The sequence below is a fragment of the Amycolatopsis sp. NPDC004747 genome, assembly GCF_053601335.1.
Genome location: NZ_JBSGBQ010000010.1, coordinates 1 through 19,218 on the forward strand (window position 1 = coordinate 1; position 19,218 = coordinate 19,218).

Below are 19,218 nucleotides of genomic sequence, written 5' to 3' on the forward strand. Positions count from 1 at the left end.
GCACACCATCACACCACGACATACACCGAACTGGCACGCATAAAGCTCCTCGACCCCGCCCACTAACTTAGCGGTATTGCCCGTCCGGCGAGGACAGTCTTTTCGCTCCGGCAGACCCCACACCGAAACTTTTCGCTCCGGCAGACCCCACACCGAAAGCCACAATGACCCACCACCACAAAGGCCCGGTAAGACGAGCGTCCACCAAGTTGGGCCACCTGTCCCAACCCTCAGCCCACCTGCCCCGCCGCCCCCACGTTTGGCCGCCGAGGCGAGCGGGAATCTCCCGCACCGGAAAGGCGGTGAGACCGATCGCCGAGATCCGAATAGGCACCTCCGGCTGGCGCTACCCCCCATGGCGCGGCGTCTTCTACCCACCCGGCCTGGCCCAGCGGCGCGAACTCGAGTACCTCTCCCGCCGGATGAACGCCGTCGAAATCAACGGCTCCTTCTACTCCCTCCAGCGCCCCGAACGCTTCCGAGCCTGGTTCGACGAAACCCCCGCAGGCTTCCTCTTCGCCGTCAAGGGCGGCCGTTTCATCACCCACATGAAGCAGCTCCGTGACGTCGAGACCGCCCTCGCCAACTTCTACGCCTCCGGTGTCCTGGCCCTGGGCGCAAAGCTCGGCCCCTTCCTCTGGCAACTCCCCCCGAGACTCGCTTTCGACCCCGACCGGCTCGAGAACTTCTTCGCCCTCCTCCCCCGGACCACCACCGAAGCCGCCCGCCTCGCGGCGAAGCACGACGACAAGCTGAAAGGCACACCGCACCTGGAAGCCGGTGGGAGGAGACCGCTCCAGCACGCCCTGGAAGTCCGGCACCCCAGCTTCGCCGAGCCCGCCGCCAAGAAGCTCCTCGAAGAACACGACATCGCCCTGGTCGTCGCCGACACCGCCGGCAAGTGGCCGTTCCTCGAAGACCAGACCGCCGGCTTCACCTACGTCCGGCTGCACGGCGACGAGGAGCTCTACGTCAGCGGCTACTCCGACCGCGCCCTGCGCGCCTGGGCCGAGAAGATCCGGGCCTGGCACGACGGCGGGCGGCGGGACGTGCACGTCTACTTCGACAACGACGTCAAAGTCGAGGCTCCCCGGAACGCCGAATGCCTCGCCGACCTGCTCGGGGTCACCCCGAGCACGAGACAGTGAGTGGACAGTGAGCGCCGTCGGTTTGACTGCACCTGCGGGCCGGACCGGCTTGCGTGCTGCCGCTGGGGGTCGGCACGTGAGCCGTCCGGTTCCGAGGGCCCGGGATGCTCAGGCCCCCACCACGACCAGCGCCGCCAGCTTGGCGCGGACGTCGTCCGCGTCCGGGTGTCCCAGCTCCGTCAGCAGGCGCACCGAGCGGAGCCAGCACTCGCGGGCCTGTGCGGCGTCGCCGTGGCGGAGGTGGATCGTGCCCAGCTGGGCCAGGACGTCCGCCGCCTCGTACTGCTCGCCCATCGCGAAGAACATCTCCACCGAGTCGCGGATGCACGCGATGCCTTCGTCGAACCGGCCGAGGCCGATGAGCGCCAGCCCGCGCGTGTGCTGGGTGAACCGCGTGTCCACCGGACGCCCGTCCGCGCCGAGGATCGCCAGCGCCTCGTCGGCCAGGCGCAGGGCCTGCTGGTGATCGCCCATCGACGTGCAGATGTCACCCAGCGCCCGCAGCACGCTCGCCTCGAAGTGCCCCAGCCCCAGCTCGCGGACGATCTCGAGCGCCTGGATGCCGTGTTCGTACGCCCAGGCGCAGTCTTCGAGGTTGTGCGCCGCCATCGCGAGGTTGTACTGCGCCCGTGCCTCGCCCTCACGCGCCCCGAGCTCGCGCTGGATCGCGAGCACCTGCTCCAGGTACCGCCGGGACTCGGCGTACTGCCGGGCGACGCCGTTGACGACGCCGAGCCCGCTCAGGATCCCCGCCTCCCCGGGCCGGTGGCCGCTCGCCCGCGCGGCTTCGAGCGCCACCGCGAACACCGAGCGCCAGTCGTCGAGCCGCGAGCGCGTCACGAAGTAGCTCTGCAGCAGCCAGGCGAGCTTCCAGCAGACGTCGTCGCGGCCCCGGCGCCGCGCCAGGTGCACCGCGGCGATGAGGTTGCCGTTCTCCTCGCCGAACCAGGCCAGCGCCTCGTGGTACGAACCGAACTCGAGCCCGCCGCCGAGGTCGTCGAGCTCCAGCAGCCGGTAGTAGCGCTCCGGCCGCATCCGCCGTGACGCGTTCAGCGCCGACGCCAGGTACCAGCCCAGTAGCCGGTCCGAAGCGGCGTCGCGCTGCGAAGGCGAATCCACCTGCGAAGCCGCTTCGCCCGCGTACGCCCGGATGAGGTCGTGGAACTGGTAGCGACCCGGCCGCGGCTCCGCGAGCAGGTGCGCGGCGGCCAGGGTGTCGAGCATCGGCCGGGTCTCGGCGACGCCCAGCCCGGCGACCGCGGCCGCCGCCGGTGCGGTGAAGTCGGCGCCGGTGTGCAGCCCGAGCAGCCGCAGCAGCCGGGCCGTCGCGGGCTGCAGTGCCTGGTAGGAGTAGGAGAACACCGACCGGATGTTGGTGCCTTCGCCGTCGGCGAGGTCGAACGAACCGAGCAGGTCGCTGTCGAGGGAATCGACGAACTCGTCGAGCGGCAGGTCGGGGAACTGCGCCGCGCGCACGGCGAGGATGCGGATCGCCAGCGGCAGCCCGCCGCAGTGGCGCACGAACCGCTCGGCCGCCGCCGGGTCGCGGGCGACCCGGTCGAAACCGATCGTGGCGGCCAGCAGCGCGACGGCGTCTTCGTCGCCGAGTTCCTCCAGCGCGATCCGGCGCGCGCCGTGCGTCGCGACCAGCGCGCGCAGCTGCCAGCGGCTGGTGACCACGACCAGGCAGCCGGGTCCGGGCAGCAGCGGGCTCACCTGCTCGGTGCGGTTGGCGTTGTCGAGCAGGACCAGCAGCCGCCGCCCGGCCGTGTGCGTCCGCCAGCTCGCCGCCCGGCCGTCGAGGTCGCCGGGGATCGCCTCGCACGGCACGCCGAGCGCGGTGAGCACGGCCTCCAGCGCCGCCGACGGCTCGATCGGCTCGCCGGGGCCGTAGCCGCGCAGGTTGAGGTACACCTCCCCGCCGGGGAACCGGTCCGCGATCTCGTGCGCGAAGTGCACCGCCAGCGCCGTCTTGCCGATGCCGCCCATGCCTTCGACGGACGCGATCGGCGTCGACGTGCCGTCGTCGACCGCCTCCGGCAGCAGGGCGTGCAGCGCCTTGAGGTCGCACTCGCGCCCGGAGAAGGTCCGCAGGTCGGCGGGCAGCTGGTGCGGCACCTGCGGCTCGACGCCGAGCCGGTAGCGCGCGGCGCCGCCGTCGGCGCCGGTGAGGATCGCCTGGTGCGTGCGCTGCAGCGACGGCCCGGGGTCGAGCCCGAGCTCGTCGGCCAGCACGCCGCTGATCCGGCGGTACACCGCCAGCGCATCGGCCTGGCGACCCGACCGGTACAGCGCGGTCATCAGCTGCTCGTGCAGCCGCTCCCGCAGCGGGTTTTCCCTGGTCAGCCGGGTTAGCTCGGGCACGACGGTGCCGTACTCGCCGACTTCGAGCAGCGCGTCCGCCCACTGTTCGCGCACGCGCAGCCGTTCCTCGGCCAGCTGGCCGGCCTCGTCGCGGTGCAGCGCGTCGGATTCGACGTTCAGCAGCGCCGGGCCGCGCCACTGCGCGAGCGCGTCGGCGAAGTGCGCGGCCGCCCGGCGGTTCTCGCCGCGGTCCATCGCCGCCTTGCCGCGGGCGGCCAGCGCGCGGAAGCGGGTCAGGTCGAGCAGGTCGTCGTCGAGCTCGATCAGGTAGCCGCCGCTTTCGGTGCGGATCGCGACCTGGTCGCCGAGCGCGCGGCGCAGGCGCAGCACGTACGTCTGGAGCGCGCCCTTCGAGCGGCGCCGGTCGTCGTTCCAGAGCCAGCGGCCGAGCTCGTCGACCGGCACGACCCGGTTCGCGCGCAGCAGAAGCCCGGCCAGCACGATCAGCGGCCGGCTGCCCCCGAGCGGTACCGGGCGGCCGTCGGCCGTGACCTCGGCCGGACCCAGCACGCGGAAATCGAGGACCACGGGAGTCATTCTTGCCGGAAACGCGCAGTTCGGCACCTGTTTGTGAAACGCGGGACGGTGGCATGATCGGCCTCGATGAAGGTCTACGCGATTCCCCTGCGCACCCGGTTCCGCGGCATCACCGTCCGTGAGGGCGTGCTGCTGCACGGCCCGGCGGGCTGGGGCGAGTTCTGCCCGTTCGCCGACTACTCCGACACCGAGAGCGTGCCGTGGCTGCGGGCGGCGCTCGAGGCGGCCGAAGCCGGCTGGCCCGCGCCGGTCCGCGACCGCGTCGAGGTGAACACGACGGTGCCGGTGGTCGAGCCGGCGAAAGCGCACGAGCTGGTCCGCGCCTCCGGCTGCCGCACGGCGAAGGTGAAGGTCGCCGACCCGCGCGTCTCCCTGGCCGACGACTGCGCGCGGGTCGAGGCGGTCCGCGACGCGCTGGGCCCCGGCGGCGCGATCCGCGTCGACGCGAACACGGCGTGGGACGTCGACACGGCGGTGCGCGCGATCGAGGACCTCGACAAGGCGGCGGGCGGGCTGGAGTACGTGGAGCAGCCGTGCCCGTCGATCGAGGAGCTGGCCGCGGTCCGGCGCCGGGTGGACGTCCGGATCGCCGCCGACGAGTCGATCCGCCGCGCGGAGGACCCGCTGAAGGTGGCGGTCGCCGGAGCGGCGGACATCGCGGTGCTGAAGGTGGCCCCCCTCGGCGGCGTCCGGCGGGCGCTGGAGGTCGCCGAGGCGTGCGGGCTGCCGTGCGTGGTGTCGTCGGCGGTGGAGACGAGCGTGGGCCTGGCGGCGGGGCTGGCCTTGGCCGGCGCCCTGCCGTCGTTGGAATTCGCTTGTGGACTCGGGACGCTTTCGTTGCTGGAAGGCGACGTCTGCGCTTCGTCACTGTCCCCTGTGGACGGATATCTGCCGGTCCTGCCCGCCGCCCCGGAACCCGGTCCGGCGTACCTGGCGTCGCCCGAAGTCGCGGCTGCTTGGGAAGACCGGCTGAACCGGGTGCGCGCGCTGTCCTGACCCCGAGAGCAAGTTCAGGGTCGGGGTCCGGGCCGTTCCCGATGTGGGCGACCCGCCGCCCGAGACACCATTGAGCCATGACGAACAGCGTGTACACCCCGGAAACCAAGAAGCTCCGCCGCAGCCGGAGCGACAAGATGCTCACCGGTGTCTGCGGTGGGTGGGCCACCTACCTCGGCATCGATGCCAACGTCCTGCGGATCGGCATGGTCGCCGCCGTCTTCCTCTCCGTGGGGATTGCCATCCCCGTCTACGTCGCCGCCGCCATTCTGACGCCCGAAGAGGACTCCTGACGCCGGGCGGGCCCCGCTCGCAGGGGGAGCCGGGGCCCGCCGGAAGCCGGGGGTGCGCTGAAGAACGCTCGCGCCGGGGGCGCGGGTCGAGGGGGCTGCCGCCGTCGGGGGACGCGGCTGATCACCAGGGGAACGGCCCGGACGCCAGGGGACGTCCGGGCCGTTCGGCCGCCGGCGTTGGGCCGGGTGGCCCAAAATCGCGACGCGGATCCCGTTCGAGGGGTTAGGGTTCGCGCTCGTGGATCACGGAAACACCGCACCCAAGGTCGTCATCGGGATCTTGGGCGGGCTGTACCTGATCGCCGGGCTGGGGCTGACCGCCTTCGCCGCCTACGCCGTGCTGTCCTCGGGGGACACCGGTGGTGTCACCGCCGGCAGGACCGTGCTCTACACCGCCGCGGGGCTGGCGATCTGGGTCATGCTCACCGGCATCGGGGCCATCGTCGTCGGGATGGAAGCCGACCGGAAGAGCACCGCCTGGCTCGGGGGCCTCGGCGTGCTCGCCCTCGGCGTCGTCATCGTCGGCGCCTACGCCGTCTGGTTCTTCACGAAGCCGGCATGAGAAAAGCCCGGCCCGCCGAAGCGGACCGGGCTTTCCCGGCAAGAACCGGACTCAGAAGTCCATGCCACCCATGCCACCGGACGGGTCGGCGGGAGCGGCCGAAGCCTTCTCCGGCTTGTCCGCCACGACGGCCTCGGTGGTCAGGAACAGCGCCGCGATGGACGCGGCGTTCTGCAGCGCGGAGCGGGTGACCTTCGTCGGGTCCGGCACGCCGGCGGCGAGCAGGTCCTCGTAGACACCCGTGGCGGCGTTGAGGCCGTGGCCCTGCGGCAGGCCCTTGACCTTCTCCACCACGACGCCGCCCTCGAGGCCGGCGTTGATCGCGATCTGCTTGAGCGGGGCCTCGACGGCCACCTTGACGATGTTGGCACCAGTGGCCTCGTCGCCCTCGAGCTTCAGGCCCGCGAACGCGGCCTCGGCGGCCTGGATCAGGGCCACGCCACCACCGGCGACGATGCCCTCTTCCACGGCGGCCTTCGCGTTGCGCACCGCGTCCTCGATGCGGTGCTTGCGCTCCTTGAGCTCGACCTCGGTCGCGGCGCCGGCCTTGATGACGGCCACGCCGCCGGCCAGCTTCGCGAGCCGCTCCTGCAGCTTCTCGCGGTCGTAGTCCGAGTCCGAGTTCTCGATCTCGGCGCGGATCTGGTTGACGCGACCCTGGATCTGGTCGGCGTCGCCCGCACCCTCGACGATGGTCGTCTCGTCCTTGGTGATGACGGCCTTGCGGGCCTTGCCCAGCAGGGACAGGTCCGCGTTCTCCAGCTTGAGGCCGACGTCCTCGGAGATGACCTGGCCACCGGTCAGGATCGCGATGTCCTGCAGGATCGCCTTGCGGCGGTCACCGAAGCCCGGGGCCTTGACGGCGACGGACTTGAAGGTGCCGCGCATCTTGTTGACGATCAGGGTGGCCAGCGCCTCGCCCTCGACGTCCTCGGCGATGATCAGCAGCGGCTTGCCGGACTGGATGACCTTCTCCAGCAGCGGCAGCACGTCCTTGACGGTGGAGATCTTGGAGCCGAAGAGGAGGATGTACGGGTCCTCGAGCTCGGCTTCCTGACGCTCCGGGTCGGTCACGAAGTAACCGGAGATGTAGCCCTTGTCGAAGCGCATGCCCTCGGTGAGCTCGAGCTCGAGGCCGAAGGTGTTGCTCTCCTCGACGGTGACGACGCCTTCCTTGCCGACCTTGTCCAGCGCCTCGGCGATCAGCTCGCCGATGGTGCGGTCCGCGGCCGAGATCGAGGCGGTAGCAGCGATCTGCTCCTTGGTCTCGATCTGCACGGCGGCCTTGTGCAGCTGCTCGGTGACGGCCTCGACGGCCGCCTCGATGCCACGCTTGAGGGAGATGGGGTCGGCGCCGGCGGCGACGTTGCGCAGCCCCTCGCGGACGAGGGCCTGGGCGAGCACGGTGGCGGTGGTGGTGCCGTCACCCGCGACGTCGTCGGTCTTCTTGGCGACCTCCTTGACGAGCTCGGCCCCGATCTTCTCCCACGGGTCCTCGAGCTCGATCTCCTTGGCGATGGAGACACCGTCGTTGGTGATGGTCGGCGCGCCCCACTTCTTTTCGAGCACGACGTTCCGGCCCCGCGGGCCGAGGGTCACCTTGACGGCTTCGGCGAGGGTGTTCAAGCCGCGCTCGAGACCGCGGCGGGCGTCCTCGTCGAACGCGATCAGTTTGGCCATTGCGGTGTGGTCCTCCGGTATTGGGCGCCACCGCCACGTGTCCACAGCGGCGGCGGCAGGACTCTTTCCTCGGCCAGGCTCGGTGCCCGCGACGGACGACTGCACCCGGGTGGGGGTCAGCCTCACCGTCCCGACCTTTGGCACTCGACGGCGTCGAGTGCCAAGACCGTGTTTAGCACTCTCGGGGGGAGAGTGCAAGAATCCCAGCTCAGCGTCGCTCGATCAGGAGCTCGGCTTGATGCTGATCGACGTCGGGGGCGCGTTCAGCGACGACGTCGGCTTGCTCTGCGAGTCACCCGGACCCACCGGGATGTTCGGCGCGGGCGTCTGGCCGCCACCCCCGCTGCCGCTGTCACTGAAGAGGAAGATCGCGCCGACGACCAAGCCGGCCACCACGACCAGCCCCAGCACGACGAAGATCCACTTCTTGCCGCCGCCGCTCTTCGGCTGCTCGAACGCGCCGGCGCCGCCCGCGGGCATCGGCGGGCGCAGCCGCATCGGGTCCTGGCCGTAGCCCGGCGGGGGCATGCCCGGCTGCTGCGGGTAGCCGTACCCCGGCGGCGGGCCCTGCGGCGGCATGCCCTGCGGCATCCCCGGCGGGCCCTGCGGAGCGCCCTGCTGCGGGTAGCCGTAACCGGGCGGCGGGCCCTGCGGCGGCATCCCCGGCGGCGGCCCCTGCGGGCCACCCGGACCCTGCGGACCACCTGGCCCCTGCGGTCCGGGCCCCTGGCCGAAGCCGGGCTGCTGCTGTCCTCCGTACGGGTGCACGGGGGCCCCCTCTCCCTGCGGTGCGCTGTTCTGGTGCGGCCCCTGTTGTACCTGACCAGGACGCTGCGGCGCGGGGATTCCGCCCGAATGGGACCCGGGCGGGCCGGGTGGGGTGTCCGACGTCGCCAGCGGGCCGAGCGCGCGGCGCGCGGCCGCGACCATCTCGACGCAGCTGGGGTAGCGGTCGGCCGGGTTCTTCGCCATGCCGCGCCGGATCACCTCGTCGATCGACGGCGGCAGCGCGACGACGCGGGAGATCGACGGCGGCTCGCCGTTGAGGTGTCCCTTGATCACCGTCGGGACGTCGCCCTTGAACGGCGGGCTGCCGGTGAGGCAGGCGTAGAGGACGCAGGTCAGCGCGTACTGGTCGGTGCGCCCGTCCAGCGGCTCCCCGCGCAGGTGCTCGGGGGCCGCGTACGTGGGCGAGCCGAGGAAGTCGCCGCCGCGCGTCCGGTGGCCGGTCGCGCCGCGCCGGGTCAGCCCGAAGTCGGCGACGTACACGTGCTCGCGCGAGGTCTCCTTCTTCGTCACCAGCACGTTCGCCGGCTTGACGTCGAGGTGGACCAGACCGCGGTTGTGCAGGGTGTCGAGCGCGTCCGCGACCTGGTCGAGCATCGTCAGGGCGCGCGCGGGCGCGATCGGGCCCCCCGAGATCAACCCGGCGAGATCGCCGCCGTCGACCATCCGCATGGCGATGTAGAGCATGCCGTCGAGCTCGCCGAAGTCGTACAGCGGCACGACGTTGGCGTGGTCGATGGCGGACGTGTTGCGCGCCTCGTCGACGAACCGTTCGCGGAACTCGGCGTCGGCCCCGAGGTGGTCACCGATGACCTTCAGGGCCACCTTGCGGCCGAGCCGCACGTCCGTGGCCTTGTAGGTCACGCTCATGCCGCCTTTGCCGAGCACCCCGTCGATGCGGTAGTTGCCCAGCCGGCGACCGGTGAGGTCCCCCGACACATCGCCTGTCACGCCCGCAGCCTAACGCCCCTGGTTCGGCGCCTGCCGGGGGTTCACCGATCAGCGGAGGAGCGTGTTACGAAACCTTTCGAACGTCGGCTGCCTGGCTTCGGCCGTCCCGACCGGACTGCACTTCGAACTCGACGCGGTCGCCTTCGTCCAGAGTGCGGAATCCTTCGGACTGGATGGCCGAATAGTGGACGAACACGTCCGGCCCCTCCGTGGATTCGATGAACCCGTAGCCCTTTTCCGAGTTGAACCATTTGACGGTGCCGACAGCCACGGCGCCCTCCCTCAGCACAAAGGATCCGCTGGCCCGAGCGGAGGCCAGCGGCGGAAGTGCCAATCACGCTACCGGAATTATTCCCCTCGGCAATGGGCAATTCGTCCGAAGATCACGAACCCGAAAGGCGTCGGTTCCGCGCGTGCACGAGCACGGTCCCCGGACCCGCGAAGTCGAGGGCGAGCCCTTCGCCGGTGCGCAGTGACTGCGGGCCGCCCGGATCGAGGGCCCGCAACCGGCACTGGACGGTGTCGGGGTAGGCCAGCAGGTAGTCGGGCCGGACCGTGACCAGCTCGCCCTGGCCGAGCTCGAACGCGTCCACCGGCCCCGGCGCGGCCAGCACGAGCGGCCCGGTACCGCTGTAGTGCTCGAGAAAACCAGAATCGGCGCCGAAGAGCTGCTGCAGCGGCACCCAGCCGGTGTCGTGCCGGACCGACGAAGGTCGCACCAGCACCGCGTCGCGGTGCACCGACCAGCCCGTGCCGCCGCCCACGTCGAGCGGGTAGACGTCGCCGGGGCGCAGCGGCGCGAAGTCGATCCAGCCGCCGTCGGACGGCGCGGTGTAGACCGCGATCGTGGTCTTGCCGGTCCGGACACCGCCGCGGGTCGCCGGCGCCTCGGTCACGCCGAACCGGCTGGCGAGCAGGGTTTCCGGCGCGGCGCGGACGGCCTCGTTCGGGTCCAGCAGGACGCGGGCGACGCCGAAGGCGGGCGTGTGCCGGGTCTGGACGCGCATCAGCGTGACGGGACGTGGGAGACGATCCAGCTGATCAGCGCGGACGGGTTGCGCGTCTGCGTCATGATCTGGCCGGGGCCGACGAAGTCGAAGACGAGCCCTTCACCGCTCTTCATCGACTGGATGATGCCCTGCGCGACCTTCCGGATCTGGTACTGCACGGTGTCGGCGTACGCGACGACGTGCCCGGTGTCGATGGTCACCATCTCGCCCTGCTGCAGCGTGATGGTCTCGACCGCGCCGTAGCAGGAGACGAGCAGCTGGCCCTGTCCGGTGGCGTGGGTCAGGAAGCCGCCCTCGCCGCCCATCAGGTTCTTCATCCCGCCCCACTTGGTCTCGGTCTGCACCCCGTGCGACGACGCGAGCCAGCAGCCGCGGGTGACGGCCCAGCCGGTGCGGCCGTCGAGGGTGATCACCTGGATGTCGCCGGGCAGGTTGGCGGCGACGTCGACCCAGCCGCCGTTCGGCGGCGCGGTGAAGGTGGAGATGAAGAAGGACTCGCCCGAGAGGAACGCGCGGCCAAGGCCCTTCATGATCCCGCCCTGCGCCTGCGACTGCACCTGCACGCCGTAGCTGGTGGCCATCATCGCGCCGGACTCGACCTGGCACGGCTCGCCGGGCGCCAGCATCAGCCGGGCGACGGCGAACGAAGGCTGTTGACGGATTCCGACCTGCATTGCGTGCTCCCCTGTGGCGTGCGCTTGACGGGGCAGAGTCTTGCACGAGCCCGCGAGGCGGGGAGGATGGTCCGGTGATCTCCGTCGACGACTACCGCGACCGCGTCGCCGCGCTCCTCGGCACGGCCCCCGCGACCACGCTGCCCCTCGCCGCCGCGGCCGGCCTCGTCCTGGCCGAAGACGTGCGCGCCGGCGTCTCGCTGCCGCCCTTCGACAACTCCGCGATGGACGGCTACGCGGTCCGCGCGGCCGACGTCGCCACGGCCCCGGTGCCCCTGCCGGTCGCCGACGACATCCCGGCGGGCCGGGTCGACGTCCGGCCCCTCGAGCCGGGCACCGCGCACCGGATCATGACCGGCGCGCCGCTGCCACCGGGCGCGGACGCCGTGGTGATGGTCGAGGACACCGACGGCGGCACGGAAACGGTGACGATCTCGGCGCCCGCCCGCGAAGGCGCGCACATCCGGCGCAGCGGCGAGGACGTCGTCGAAGGCGACGTCGCCCTGCACGCCGGCACCGTGCTCGGCCACTCCCAGCTCGGCCTGGCGGCCGCGGTCGGGCTCGCCGAGGTGCGCGTGCACCGGCCGCTGCGGGTGCTGGTGGCCTCGACCGGCACCGAGCTGATCGACGCACCCGCCCCGCTGCGCCACGGCCAGATCTACGAGTCCAACAGCGTGATGCTCGCCGCGGCGATCCGCGACCTCGGCTGCGAGGTCGACGTCGTCCGCAGCGTCGTCGACGACGTCGAGGAGTTCCGGAAGGTCATCGAGCCGAAGCTGGCCGGCGCCGACCTGCTGGTCACCTCCGGCGGCGTCAGCGCGGGCGCGTACGAAGTGGTGAAGGACGCGTTGACCGGCCAGGGCGTCGAGTTCGCGAAGATCGCGATGCAGCCGGGCGGGCCGCAGGGCAGCGGGCGCTGGCAGGGCGTGCCCGTGGTGGCGCTGCCCGGCAACCCGGTCAGCGTGCTGGTGTCGTTCGAGGCGTTCCTGCGTCCGGCGCTCCTGGCGGCACTGGGCCACGCCGACGTCTCGCGGCGCCGGGTGCGGGCCCGGCTGACCGAGGCGATGAGCTCGCCCGCCGGGCGCCGCCAGTACCGCCGGGGCGTCTTCACGCCGTCGGACCGGGAGGTCACCGGGATCGTCGGACCGCGCGGCGGGCCCGGCTCCCACCTGCTGGCCGCGTTCACCCAGGCCAACTGCCTGATCGTGCTCCCGGAGGACGTCACATCGGCTGCGGTTGGGCAAGAGGTGGACGTCCTGCTGCTCTGACCGGGAAGGCCCGCAGCTTCCGGTAGGGCGCCAGCAACGGCAGCGCGAGGATCGAAATCCCCGCGGCCATCCAGAGCGTCTCGCGGATGCCGATCGTCTCGCCCAGCACGCCGCCGAGGATCCCGGCCAGCGGGATCGACCCGTAGTTGACGATCGACATGCTCGAGTTGACCCGGCTGAACAGCTCGGGCGGGCAGTACTGCTGCCGGAACGTCGTGACCAGCACGTTGCCGGCGACGACTCCGGCGCACACGCCGAACAGCGCGAGCCCGTACGGCACCAGTCCCCAGCCGGGCCCGCTCAGCGGACCGAGCAGCAGCATCGGTGCCGCGAAGGCCTCGCACAGCAGCCACGCGCGCACGGCGCCGAGGCGCGCGGCGAGCCGGCCGGCCACGGCCGCGCCGAGCACCCCGCCGGACGCACCCAGCGCCAGCACCAGCCCCACCAGCCCGGGCGCGGCGCCGAGCGTCCGGGACAGGAACACGACCTGGATGGCGCTGTAGCCGGTGAGCGCGAGGTTCGAGACGGCGCCGAAGGTGATCAGCGACCGCAGGTACCGGTCGCCGACGACGAACCGGAGTCCCTCGGCGATCTGGCTGCCCAGCGGCGAGCGCTCGGCGGGGACGACGGTCTCGCGCGCCCGGATGGCCCGCACGCAGAGCACCGAGACGCCGAAGCTGACCGCGTCCGCGAGGATGCCGCTGACCGGCCCGAACGCCTGGGCCAGCAGCCCGGCCAGGCCCGGGCCGGCGACCTGGGTCGCCGACTCGCTGCCCTGCAGCTTCGCGTTGCCTTCGAGCAGTTCGCCGTCACTGACGAGCACCGGCAGGTAAGCGCGGTAGGCGAGGGTGAAGAACACCTTGGCCACCCCGCCGAGCAGGGCGGCGGCCAGCAGGTAGGGCATGGTCAGCAGGCCGGAGGCGGCGATGAGCGGGACGCTGCCGAACACGGCCATCGACCCGGTGTTGCAGACCAGCATCACCGGCCGCTTCGGCAGCCGGTCGACCCAGGCCCCGGCCGGCAGGCCGATCACCAGCCACGGCAGCCAGGCGACCGCGGTGAGCAACGCCACCTCGAAGGTGCTCGCCCGCAGCGTGAGCACCGCGACCAGCGGCAACGCCGTGGTCGCCACCATGCTGCCGAGCATGCTCGTGGTCTCGCCGGTCCAGAGCAGCCGGAAGTCCCTGTTCCCCCAGAGCCCCTTCACGGCTTGCCCAGCGACGCTCGCGCGGCGAAGAAGACCGGCCGGCGCTCGACGCCGTCGCCGGGTTCGGTGCGGTTCTCGAACTCGCTGATCAGCAGGAAGATCCGCTCGTTGAGCTCGTCGAGCTCATCCGTGGACAGCCGGACCCAGGTGTCGATGCTGAACGGCGCCCCGCGCCACTCCTCGGGATAGGTCTCGCGGCTGGCGATCCACTCGCGGGCGACCGCTGTCTGGTGGTCCAGGACGAGTACCTCGGCGGCTTCGGCGACCGGGTCGCCGGGGAAGTCGGCCGAGGCCCACCGCAGCGTTCTCGCACTGCGCTTCCACCAGCGTTCCCGCTGGTCGCGGGCCAGTTCAGGGGCCTCCTCGACGAGCTTCGCCGCGGCCAGCACCTTCATGTGGTGGCTGACGTTGCCGACCGCCTGATCGGTCTTCGCGGCCAGCACCGACGCCGTCGCCGGGCCGTCGAGGTGGAGCAGTTCCAGTAGCCGGCGGCGCAGCTGGTGCGACATGGCGGCCAGCACCTTCGAATCCCGGATTTCCCGGATGTCGTCGCTCATGCGCACAAGAGTAGTTGTACAAGAGTTCTTGTGCAATGACCCTTGTACAACCGCTCACGTAAGCTTTCGCCATGGGTTTCGTCGCATGGGTGATCTTCGGCGCGATCGTCGGCTGGGTCGCGAACCTGGTCGTCGGCGGCCGGGCGCGGCAGCGGCTCGGTTGCCTGGTCAGCGTGCTCGTCGGGGTCGTCGGCGCGGCGTTGGGCGGGCTGCTCTACCGGCTCGCGACCGGCCAGGCGAGGACGTTCGACTTCGACTTCCCCAGCTTCGGCGTGGCCATCCTCGGCGCGGTCGTGCTGCTGGCGATCCTGCGGCTCGCGAACGGCCTGACCCGGCGTTCGCATGACCGTTGGTAACTTTCGCCGAACGAACGGTGATCAACGGGCCGCCGGCCGCTAAACTGCTTCCTCACGCGCATCTCCCGGTGGCCGGGTGCGTGCGCCGTCGGGGGGCGGATGCACCCGGCCCCTCTTTTTCGCCTTCATGGCTTCGATGACGACGTCCACCGCGCGCACAGGGTCGACGAGCGACGGCGCGGGCACCTCGTCGATCTCCTGACGCCACGCACCCAGGAGCTCGCGAAGCCGGGCTTCGGCGGGATCGCGGCGGTCGGTCATCGGTCCTCACAGGTCAGGCGGGGCAGCGCGGGGCAGCGCCCCGAACGGCGGCAACTACTCAGTGTCATCGGTGAAATCGACCTTGCGTTACGACGAGGCGATCATTCCCACCCACCGCGGTGACCCCCTCCTGGAGGAGCCCGGCAGGGGCGCTCGGACACGCTCACCTGGGGCAGCGGTACCGTGGGCCCGCCGTACGCGGCCGCCGGACGCCGGCGCCCACCCGTTCTTCCGACACGAAACCAGGGGACCCGACCATGAGCGGCACCCGGCCGGAGCCCGCCGGCAACCCAGTCGCGCACGCCCTCCGGCTCGCCCGCGAAACCGTGCCCCCGATGCACCCCGCCGGCCGCCCGTTCGTCGCCGGCGGCGTCGCCGTGACGTTGCTCGCGCGAAAGTTCTCCAAGCGACTCGGGCTCGCCGGTGCGCTGGCGACCGTCGCGACGGCGGCGTTCTTCCGCGAGCCGAAGCGGGTCCCGCCGCCGCGTGACGGCGTCGCGCTCGCCTCGGCCGACGGTCTCGTCTCACTGATCGAGGAAGCCGTGCCGCCCGCCGAGCTGGGCCTGCCCGCCGAGCCGCGGATGCGCGTGTCGGTGTTCCTCTCGGTGTTCGACGTGCACGTCCAGCGCGTGCCGGCGAACGGCGTGATCGAGCGGGTCGCCTACCGGCCGGGCAAGTTCCTGTCCGCGGACCTGGACAAGGCGAGCGACGACAACGAACGCAACTCCGTGCTGATGCGCACCGAAGACGGCCACGAGCTCGTCGTCGTGCAGATCGCCGGCCTGGTCGCGCGCCGCATCCTCTGCGAGATCCGCGAGGGCGACAAGGTCGAGGCCGCTTCGACGTACGGCATCATCCGGTTCGGCTCGCGGGTCGACCTCTACCTCCCGCCGGGTTCGCGCGTGCTCGTGGCCAAGGGCCAGCGCACGGTCGGCGGCGAGACCGTGATCGCCGAACTCCCCGCGCTCCCGAAGGGCTGATCGATGGTCCGCGTGACCACCCCGGGCGTCCGGCTGCTGCCGAACGCCATCACCGTGCTGGCGCTGTGCGCGGGCCTGTCGGCCGTGCAGTTCGCGCTGACCAAGAACTACGCGATGGCGATCGCTTCGATCGGCATCGCGGCGGTGCTCGACAGCCTGGACGGCCGGATCGCGCGGCTCCTGGACGCGACGTCGAAGATGGGCGCGGAGCTGGACTCGCTGTCCGACGGCATCTCGTTCGGCGTCGCGCCGGCGCTGGTGATCTACGTCTGGCAGACCGGCGCGGACCGGATCGGCTGGGTGGCGTCGCTGATCTTCGCCGTCTGCATGATCCTGCGGCTGGCCCGGTTCAACACGTTGCTCGACGACACCGAGCAGCCGCCGTACGCGAGCGAGTTCTTCGTCGGCGTCCCGGCGCCCGCGGGCGGCCTGCTGGGGATGCTGCCGCTGGTGGCGTACCTGCAGTGGGGCGAGGGCTGGTGGTCTTCGCAGTACGTCGTGTGGGCGTGGACGGTCGCCATCGCGGCGCTGCTGATCAGCCGCATCCCGACGCTGTCGCTGAAGACGGTCAAGGCGCCGGCCAAGGCGATCGCGCCCCTGCTGCTGGGGGTGGCGTTGCTGGCCGCGGCGATCATCCAGTTCCCGCTGGTCGCGCTGCTCGCGGCGATGGTGCTGTACCTGGCGCACATCCCGTACTCGATCCACCGCCACCGCTGGCTGGCGGCGCACCCGGAGGCCTGGACGGTCCCGCCGCGCGAGCGCCGCGCGATCCGCCGCGCCCGCTCCACCCGCCGCCTCGGCCTGCGTCCCCCGCTGCGCCGCCGGGTCGCCGGCGCGGCGATGCGCGCGGTCCGCCTCCCCCGCGAAACGGTCCGCACCCCCCGCACCACCTCGGAGAACGGCCAGCGCCGCCGCTCCTGGCGCCAGATCGGCCTCCGCCGCAAGTAGTGTCGCCCCGCCAATCACGCATGATGCCCCGCCAATCACGCGAGATCGCTCCCCAATCACGCGAGTTCCGCCTCCATACACGCGAGATCCGGCCCGGCTCACGCCAGATCGGGCCCGGCTCACGCGAGATCCGGGCCCAGCTCACGCCGACCGACCCTCCAGGTACACGAGCCGACCGGCTGGGTACGCGAGTTCGCCGGTCCGGTACGGCGATCACCCGTGATCCGATGGGCATCTCGCGTGATCCGGGAGGCATCACTCGTGATTGGAGGGGCATCTCGCGTGATTGGGGGGACGACACGGGGCTCTCCGGGGCCGGTGGATCGCTAGGGTGAACGGCGTGAGCCACCCCCAGATCACGCTGACCGTCCGGCACACGCCGTCGGCGCTGGACACGCGCCGCGGCGTCGTCCGGCTGCATCCCGAAGTCCTCGACGCTCTGGGCCTGCGGGCCTGGGACGCCGTCCACCTCACCGGGGCGCGGGTCAGTGCCGCGCTCGCCGCGCCCGCCGACGAGGCCGGGGTGCCCGGGGTGGTGCTCACCGACGACGTCACCATGTCGAACCTGGGCGTCACCGAAGGCGCCGAGGTCGTCGTCGCGCCGGCCGACGTCGCGGCCGCCAAGACGGTGACCGTCGCCGGGTCGCGGCTGGCCAGCGTCTCGGTCAGCCCGCACATGCTGCGGCTCGCCCTGATCGGCAAGGTGCTCACCGTCGGTGACGCCGTTTCGCTGCTGCCGCAGGACCTCGCGCCGTCGCCCGGCTCGGACCCGGCCGGGTTGCGCGGCCAGCTGTCGCGGGCGATCGGCGCGACCTGGACGAACGAGCTGCTCACCGTCACCGCCACCGAGCCGGCCGGCACCGTGGCCGTCGGACCGTCCACAGTGGTCACCTGGCGCGACGGCGCCCGGCCGGGAGCCGCCGAACCGGCCGCGCCCCGGACGGCGACCGCGCTGGTCCGCTCCTCCGCCGTCACCGCGGCCGAGGAGTGGATCGAAGCCGAGATCGTCGAGGACGAGGTCGTGGCCGAAGAGGAGCCCGCCGTCCCGCTGGCCGACCTGGTCGGCGCCGAGGCCGCCGCGCGCAAGCTCGCTGAGTGGTTCGACCTCGCCTTCCACCGGCCCGAGCTGCTGGCCCGCCTCGGCGCGCCCGCCCACCTGGGCGTCCTGCTGTCCGGCCCGGAAGGCGTCGGCAAGGCGACGCTCGTGCGGTCGGTGGCCCACGACGCCGGCATCAAGGTCGTCCCGCTGGCCGCGCCGAACCTCGCGGTGCTCGACCCGAACGTCGCCGTCGCGCGCCTGCGCGAGGCCATCCGCACCACCGATGGCCCGTCGGTCCTCCTGCTCTCCGACGTCGACGCGCTGCTGCCCGCGACGACGCCGCCGCCGGTGGCCACGGTCGTGCTGGAGGAGCTGAGGACCGCCCTCAAACGCGAGCGCTTCGCCGTCGTCGCGACGACGGCCCGTGCCGAGTCCGCCGACCCGCGGCTGCGCGCCGCCGACCTGCTGGACCGCGAGCTCGGCCTGGCCCTCCCGGACGCGAAGACCCGCCGCGAGCTGCTGAACGTCCTGCTCCGCGACGTCCCGCTCGACGCCGGCATCGACTGCGGTGTCCTCGCCGAGCGGACGCCGGGATTCGTCGCGGCCGACCTGATCGCGCTGCGCCGGGACGCCGCGCTGCGGGCGGCGCTGCGCCAGCGCGACACCGACGAGCCCCGCGTCTCGCAGCAGGACCTGCTGGACGCGCTGGCCACCGTCCGGCCGGTCTCGCTGTCCACTTCGGACAACCTGGCCACCGGCGGGCTGACCCTGGACGACGTCGGCAACATGGTCGACGTCAAGCAGTCCCTCACCGAGACCGTGCTCTGGCCGTTGCGGTACCCGGACTCGTTCGCCCGGCTCGGCGTCGAACCGCCGCGCGGGGTGCTGCTGTACGGGCCGCCCGGCGGCGGCAAGACTTTCCTCGTGCGGGCGCTGGCCGGCACCGGCGCGCTGAACGTCTTCGCGGTCAAGGGCGCCGAGCTGATGGACAAGTGGGTCGGCGAATCCGAACGCGCGGTGCGGGAGCTGTTCCGCCGGGCCGCGGAGGCCGCGCCCGCGCTGATCTTCCTGGACGAGATCGACGCGCTGGCCCCGCGCCGCGGCCAGTCGTCCGACTCCGGGGTCGCCGATCGCGTGGTCGCCGCCCTGCTCACCGAGCTCGACGGCGTCGAGCCGATGCGCGAAGTCGTCGTGCTGGGTGCGACGAACCGGCCGGAGCTGGTCGACCCGGCGTTGCTGCGGCCCGGACGGCTCGAGCGCCGCGTCTACGTGCCGCCGCCGGACGCCGAAGCCCGCGCGGCCATCCTGGCGGCCAGCTCGAAGAACACGCCGCTGGCCGAGGACGTCGACCTCGAAGCGGTGGCGTCCACTCTGGACGGTTACTCGGCCGCCGACTGCGCGGCGCTGATCCGCGAAGCGGCGTTGACGGCGATGCGCGAGTCACTGGAGGCCCGCGAAGTCACCGCGGCGCACCTGGAGACGGCGAGGAAGACGGTCCGGCCGAGTCTCGACCCGGCCCAGCTGGCCGCTCTGGAGGCGTACGCGAAGACCCAGTCCGGTGATTAGAGGGGCATCACGCGTGATTGAAGAGGCATGACACG

General features: G+C 72.1%; 18 protein-coding genes. 9 read left to right on the forward strand and 9 right to left on the reverse strand.

All coding sequences use genetic code 11. From position 1 onward, the window contains the following. Positions 1-302 precede the first annotated feature (302 nt). Positions 303-1,148 carry a DUF72 domain-containing protein gene (locus ACWEGE_RS17400; protein WP_449661474.1) on the forward strand — a complete coding sequence of 282 codons (846 nt, stop codon included), beginning with the start codon at positions 303-305 and terminating at the stop codon, positions 1,146-1,148. Positions 1,149-1,256: 108 nt separating this feature from the next. On the opposite strand, the gene ACWEGE_RS17405 is transcribed toward ACWEGE_RS17400, so the two are convergent. Continuing rightward, the gene (locus tag ACWEGE_RS17405) at positions 1,257-4,040 is read right to left on the reverse strand and encodes an AfsR/SARP family transcriptional regulator (protein ID WP_449661475.1); all 2,784 of its coding nucleotides are present in this window, start codon (positions 4,038-4,040) and stop codon (positions 1,257-1,259) included. A gap of 75 nt (positions 4,041-4,115) precedes the next feature. On the opposite strand from ACWEGE_RS17405, the gene ACWEGE_RS17410 reads away from it, so the two are divergent. From ACWEGE_RS17410 to ACWEGE_RS17420, 3 genes are all read left to right on the forward strand, one after another. Beyond that, the gene (locus ACWEGE_RS17410) at positions 4,116-5,045 is read left to right on the forward strand and encodes an o-succinylbenzoate synthase (RefSeq protein ID WP_449661476.1); all 930 of its coding nucleotides are present in this window, start codon (positions 4,116-4,118) and stop codon (positions 5,043-5,045) included. 77 nt (positions 5,046-5,122) lie between these two features. Beyond that, positions 5,123-5,338, forward strand: coding sequence for a PspC domain-containing protein (locus ACWEGE_RS17415; protein ID WP_449661477.1), 216 nt, complete (start codon positions 5,123-5,125; stop codon positions 5,336-5,338). A gap of 238 nt (positions 5,339-5,576) precedes the next feature. Further along, positions 5,577-5,900 carry a hypothetical protein gene (locus tag ACWEGE_RS17420; RefSeq protein ID WP_449661478.1) on the forward strand — a complete coding sequence of 108 codons (324 nt, stop codon included), beginning with the start codon at positions 5,577-5,579 and terminating at the stop codon, positions 5,898-5,900. Between the two features lie 51 nt (positions 5,901-5,951). Here the strand turns inward: ACWEGE_RS17420 and groL are convergent, their stop codons facing one another. From groL to ACWEGE_RS17445, 5 genes are all read right to left on the reverse strand, one after another. After that, on the reverse strand, positions 5,952-7,580 hold the full coding sequence (gene groL, locus ACWEGE_RS17425; protein WP_086857657.1) for a chaperonin GroEL: 1,629 nt from the start codon (positions 7,578-7,580) through the stop codon (positions 5,952-5,954). Between the two features lie 222 nt (positions 7,581-7,802). Next, positions 7,803-9,317 carry a serine/threonine-protein kinase gene (locus ACWEGE_RS17430; protein ID WP_449661479.1) on the reverse strand — a complete coding sequence of 505 codons (1,515 nt, stop codon included), beginning with the start codon at positions 9,315-9,317 and terminating at the stop codon, positions 7,803-7,805. A gap of 64 nt (positions 9,318-9,381) precedes the next feature. Next, positions 9,382-9,588, reverse strand: a complete 207-nt coding sequence (locus tag ACWEGE_RS17435; protein WP_003085446.1) for a cold-shock protein — start codon at positions 9,586-9,588, stop codon at positions 9,382-9,384. A 112-nt stretch (positions 9,589-9,700) separates the two neighbouring features. Then, complete coding sequence (locus tag ACWEGE_RS17440; protein WP_449661480.1) at positions 9,701-10,324, reverse strand: AIM24 family protein; 624 nt, start codon at positions 10,322-10,324, stop codon at positions 9,701-9,703. Continuing rightward, positions 10,324-11,001, reverse strand: a complete 678-nt coding sequence (locus ACWEGE_RS17445) for a TIGR00266 family protein (RefSeq protein ID WP_449661481.1) — start codon at positions 10,999-11,001, stop codon at positions 10,324-10,326. The genes ACWEGE_RS17440 and ACWEGE_RS17445 overlap by 1 nt, the downstream gene beginning before the upstream one ends. Before the next feature lie 74 nt (positions 11,002-11,075). Here ACWEGE_RS17445 and moeA point away from each other — a divergent pair, with 74 nt between their 5' ends. Further along, positions 11,076-12,269, forward strand: a complete 1,194-nt coding sequence (moeA, locus tag ACWEGE_RS17450; RefSeq protein WP_449661482.1) for a molybdopterin molybdotransferase MoeA — start codon at positions 11,076-11,078, stop codon at positions 12,267-12,269. On the opposite strand, the gene ACWEGE_RS17455 is transcribed toward moeA, so the two are convergent. Next, positions 12,223-13,476, reverse strand: coding sequence for an MFS transporter (locus ACWEGE_RS17455; protein WP_449661483.1), 1,254 nt, complete (start codon positions 13,474-13,476; stop codon positions 12,223-12,225). The two genes, moeA and ACWEGE_RS17455, sit on opposite strands and share 47 nt — an antisense overlap. After that, positions 13,473-14,033: an ArsR/SmtB family transcription factor gene (locus ACWEGE_RS17460; RefSeq protein WP_449661484.1), complete on the reverse strand. Its 561-nt coding sequence runs from the start codon at positions 14,031-14,033 to the stop codon at positions 13,473-13,475. The genes ACWEGE_RS17455 and ACWEGE_RS17460 overlap by 4 nt, the downstream gene beginning before the upstream one ends. Positions 14,034-14,104: 71 nt before the next feature. Between ACWEGE_RS17460 and ACWEGE_RS17465 the strand changes: the two genes are divergently transcribed. Further along, on the forward strand, positions 14,105-14,389 hold the full coding sequence (locus ACWEGE_RS17465; RefSeq protein WP_449661485.1) for a GlsB/YeaQ/YmgE family stress response membrane protein: 285 nt from the start codon (positions 14,105-14,107) through the stop codon (positions 14,387-14,389). A 39-nt stretch (positions 14,390-14,428) separates the two neighbouring features. On the opposite strand, the gene ACWEGE_RS17470 is transcribed toward ACWEGE_RS17465, so the two are convergent. Beyond that, positions 14,429-14,650 (reverse strand): hypothetical protein, encoded by a 222-nt coding sequence (locus ACWEGE_RS17470; protein WP_449661486.1) that lies wholly within the window; start codon positions 14,648-14,650, stop codon positions 14,429-14,431. A 257-nt stretch (positions 14,651-14,907) separates the two neighbouring features. Here ACWEGE_RS17470 and ACWEGE_RS17475 point away from each other — a divergent pair, with 257 nt between their 5' ends. The 3 genes from ACWEGE_RS17475 to ACWEGE_RS17485 all read left to right on the forward strand — a co-directional run bounded on the left by ACWEGE_RS17475 (position 14,908) and on the right by ACWEGE_RS17485 (position 19,183). After that, positions 14,908-15,630, forward strand: a complete 723-nt coding sequence (locus tag ACWEGE_RS17475; protein WP_449661487.1) for a phosphatidylserine decarboxylase — start codon at positions 14,908-14,910, stop codon at positions 15,628-15,630. 3 nt (positions 15,631-15,633) lie between these two features. Then, positions 15,634-16,578: a CDP-diacylglycerol--serine O-phosphatidyltransferase gene (gene pssA / locus ACWEGE_RS17480; protein WP_449661488.1), complete on the forward strand. Its 945-nt coding sequence runs from the start codon at positions 15,634-15,636 to the stop codon at positions 16,576-16,578. Between the two features lie 340 nt (positions 16,579-16,918). Further along, the gene (locus ACWEGE_RS17485) at positions 16,919-19,183 is read left to right on the forward strand and encodes an AAA family ATPase (RefSeq protein ID WP_449661489.1); all 2,265 of its coding nucleotides are present in this window, start codon (positions 16,919-16,921) and stop codon (positions 19,181-19,183) included. Positions 19,184-19,218: the final 35 nt, after the last annotated feature.

What these genes read in the sequence shown, in the direction of transcription:
- ACWEGE_RS17410 (WP_449661476.1), top strand. Translation starts at nt 4,116, where the DNA reads ATGAAGGTCTACGCGATTCCCCTGCGCACCCGGTTCCGCGGCATCACC.
- ACWEGE_RS17415 (WP_449661477.1), top strand. Translation starts at nt 5,123, where the DNA reads ATGACGAACAGCGTGTACACCCCGGAAACCAAGAAGCTCCGCCGCAGC.
- groL (WP_086857657.1), bottom strand. Translation starts at nt 7,580, where the DNA reads ATGGCCAAACTGATCGCGTTCGACGAGGACGCCCGCCGCGGTCTCGAG.
- ACWEGE_RS17440 (WP_449661480.1), bottom strand. Translation starts at nt 10,324, where the DNA reads ATGCGCGTCCAGACCCGGCACACGCCCGCCTTCGGCGTCGCCCGCGTC.
- ACWEGE_RS17445 (WP_449661481.1), bottom strand. Translation starts at nt 11,001, where the DNA reads ATGCAGGTCGGAATCCGTCAACAGCCTTCGTTCGCCGTCGCCCGGCTG.
- ACWEGE_RS17460 (WP_449661484.1), bottom strand. Translation starts at nt 14,033, where the DNA reads ATGAGCGACGACATCCGGGAAATCCGGGATTCGAAGGTGCTGGCCGCC.
- ACWEGE_RS17465 (WP_449661485.1), top strand. Translation starts at nt 14,105, where the DNA reads ATGGGTTTCGTCGCATGGGTGATCTTCGGCGCGATCGTCGGCTGGGTC.
- ACWEGE_RS17470 (WP_449661486.1), bottom strand. Translation starts at nt 14,650, where the DNA reads ATGACCGACCGCCGCGATCCCGCCGAAGCCCGGCTTCGCGAGCTCCTG.
- ACWEGE_RS17475 (WP_449661487.1), top strand. Translation starts at nt 14,908, where the DNA reads ATGAGCGGCACCCGGCCGGAGCCCGCCGGCAACCCAGTCGCGCACGCC.
- pssA (WP_449661488.1), top strand. Translation starts at nt 15,634, where the DNA reads ATGGTCCGCGTGACCACCCCGGGCGTCCGGCTGCTGCCGAACGCCATC.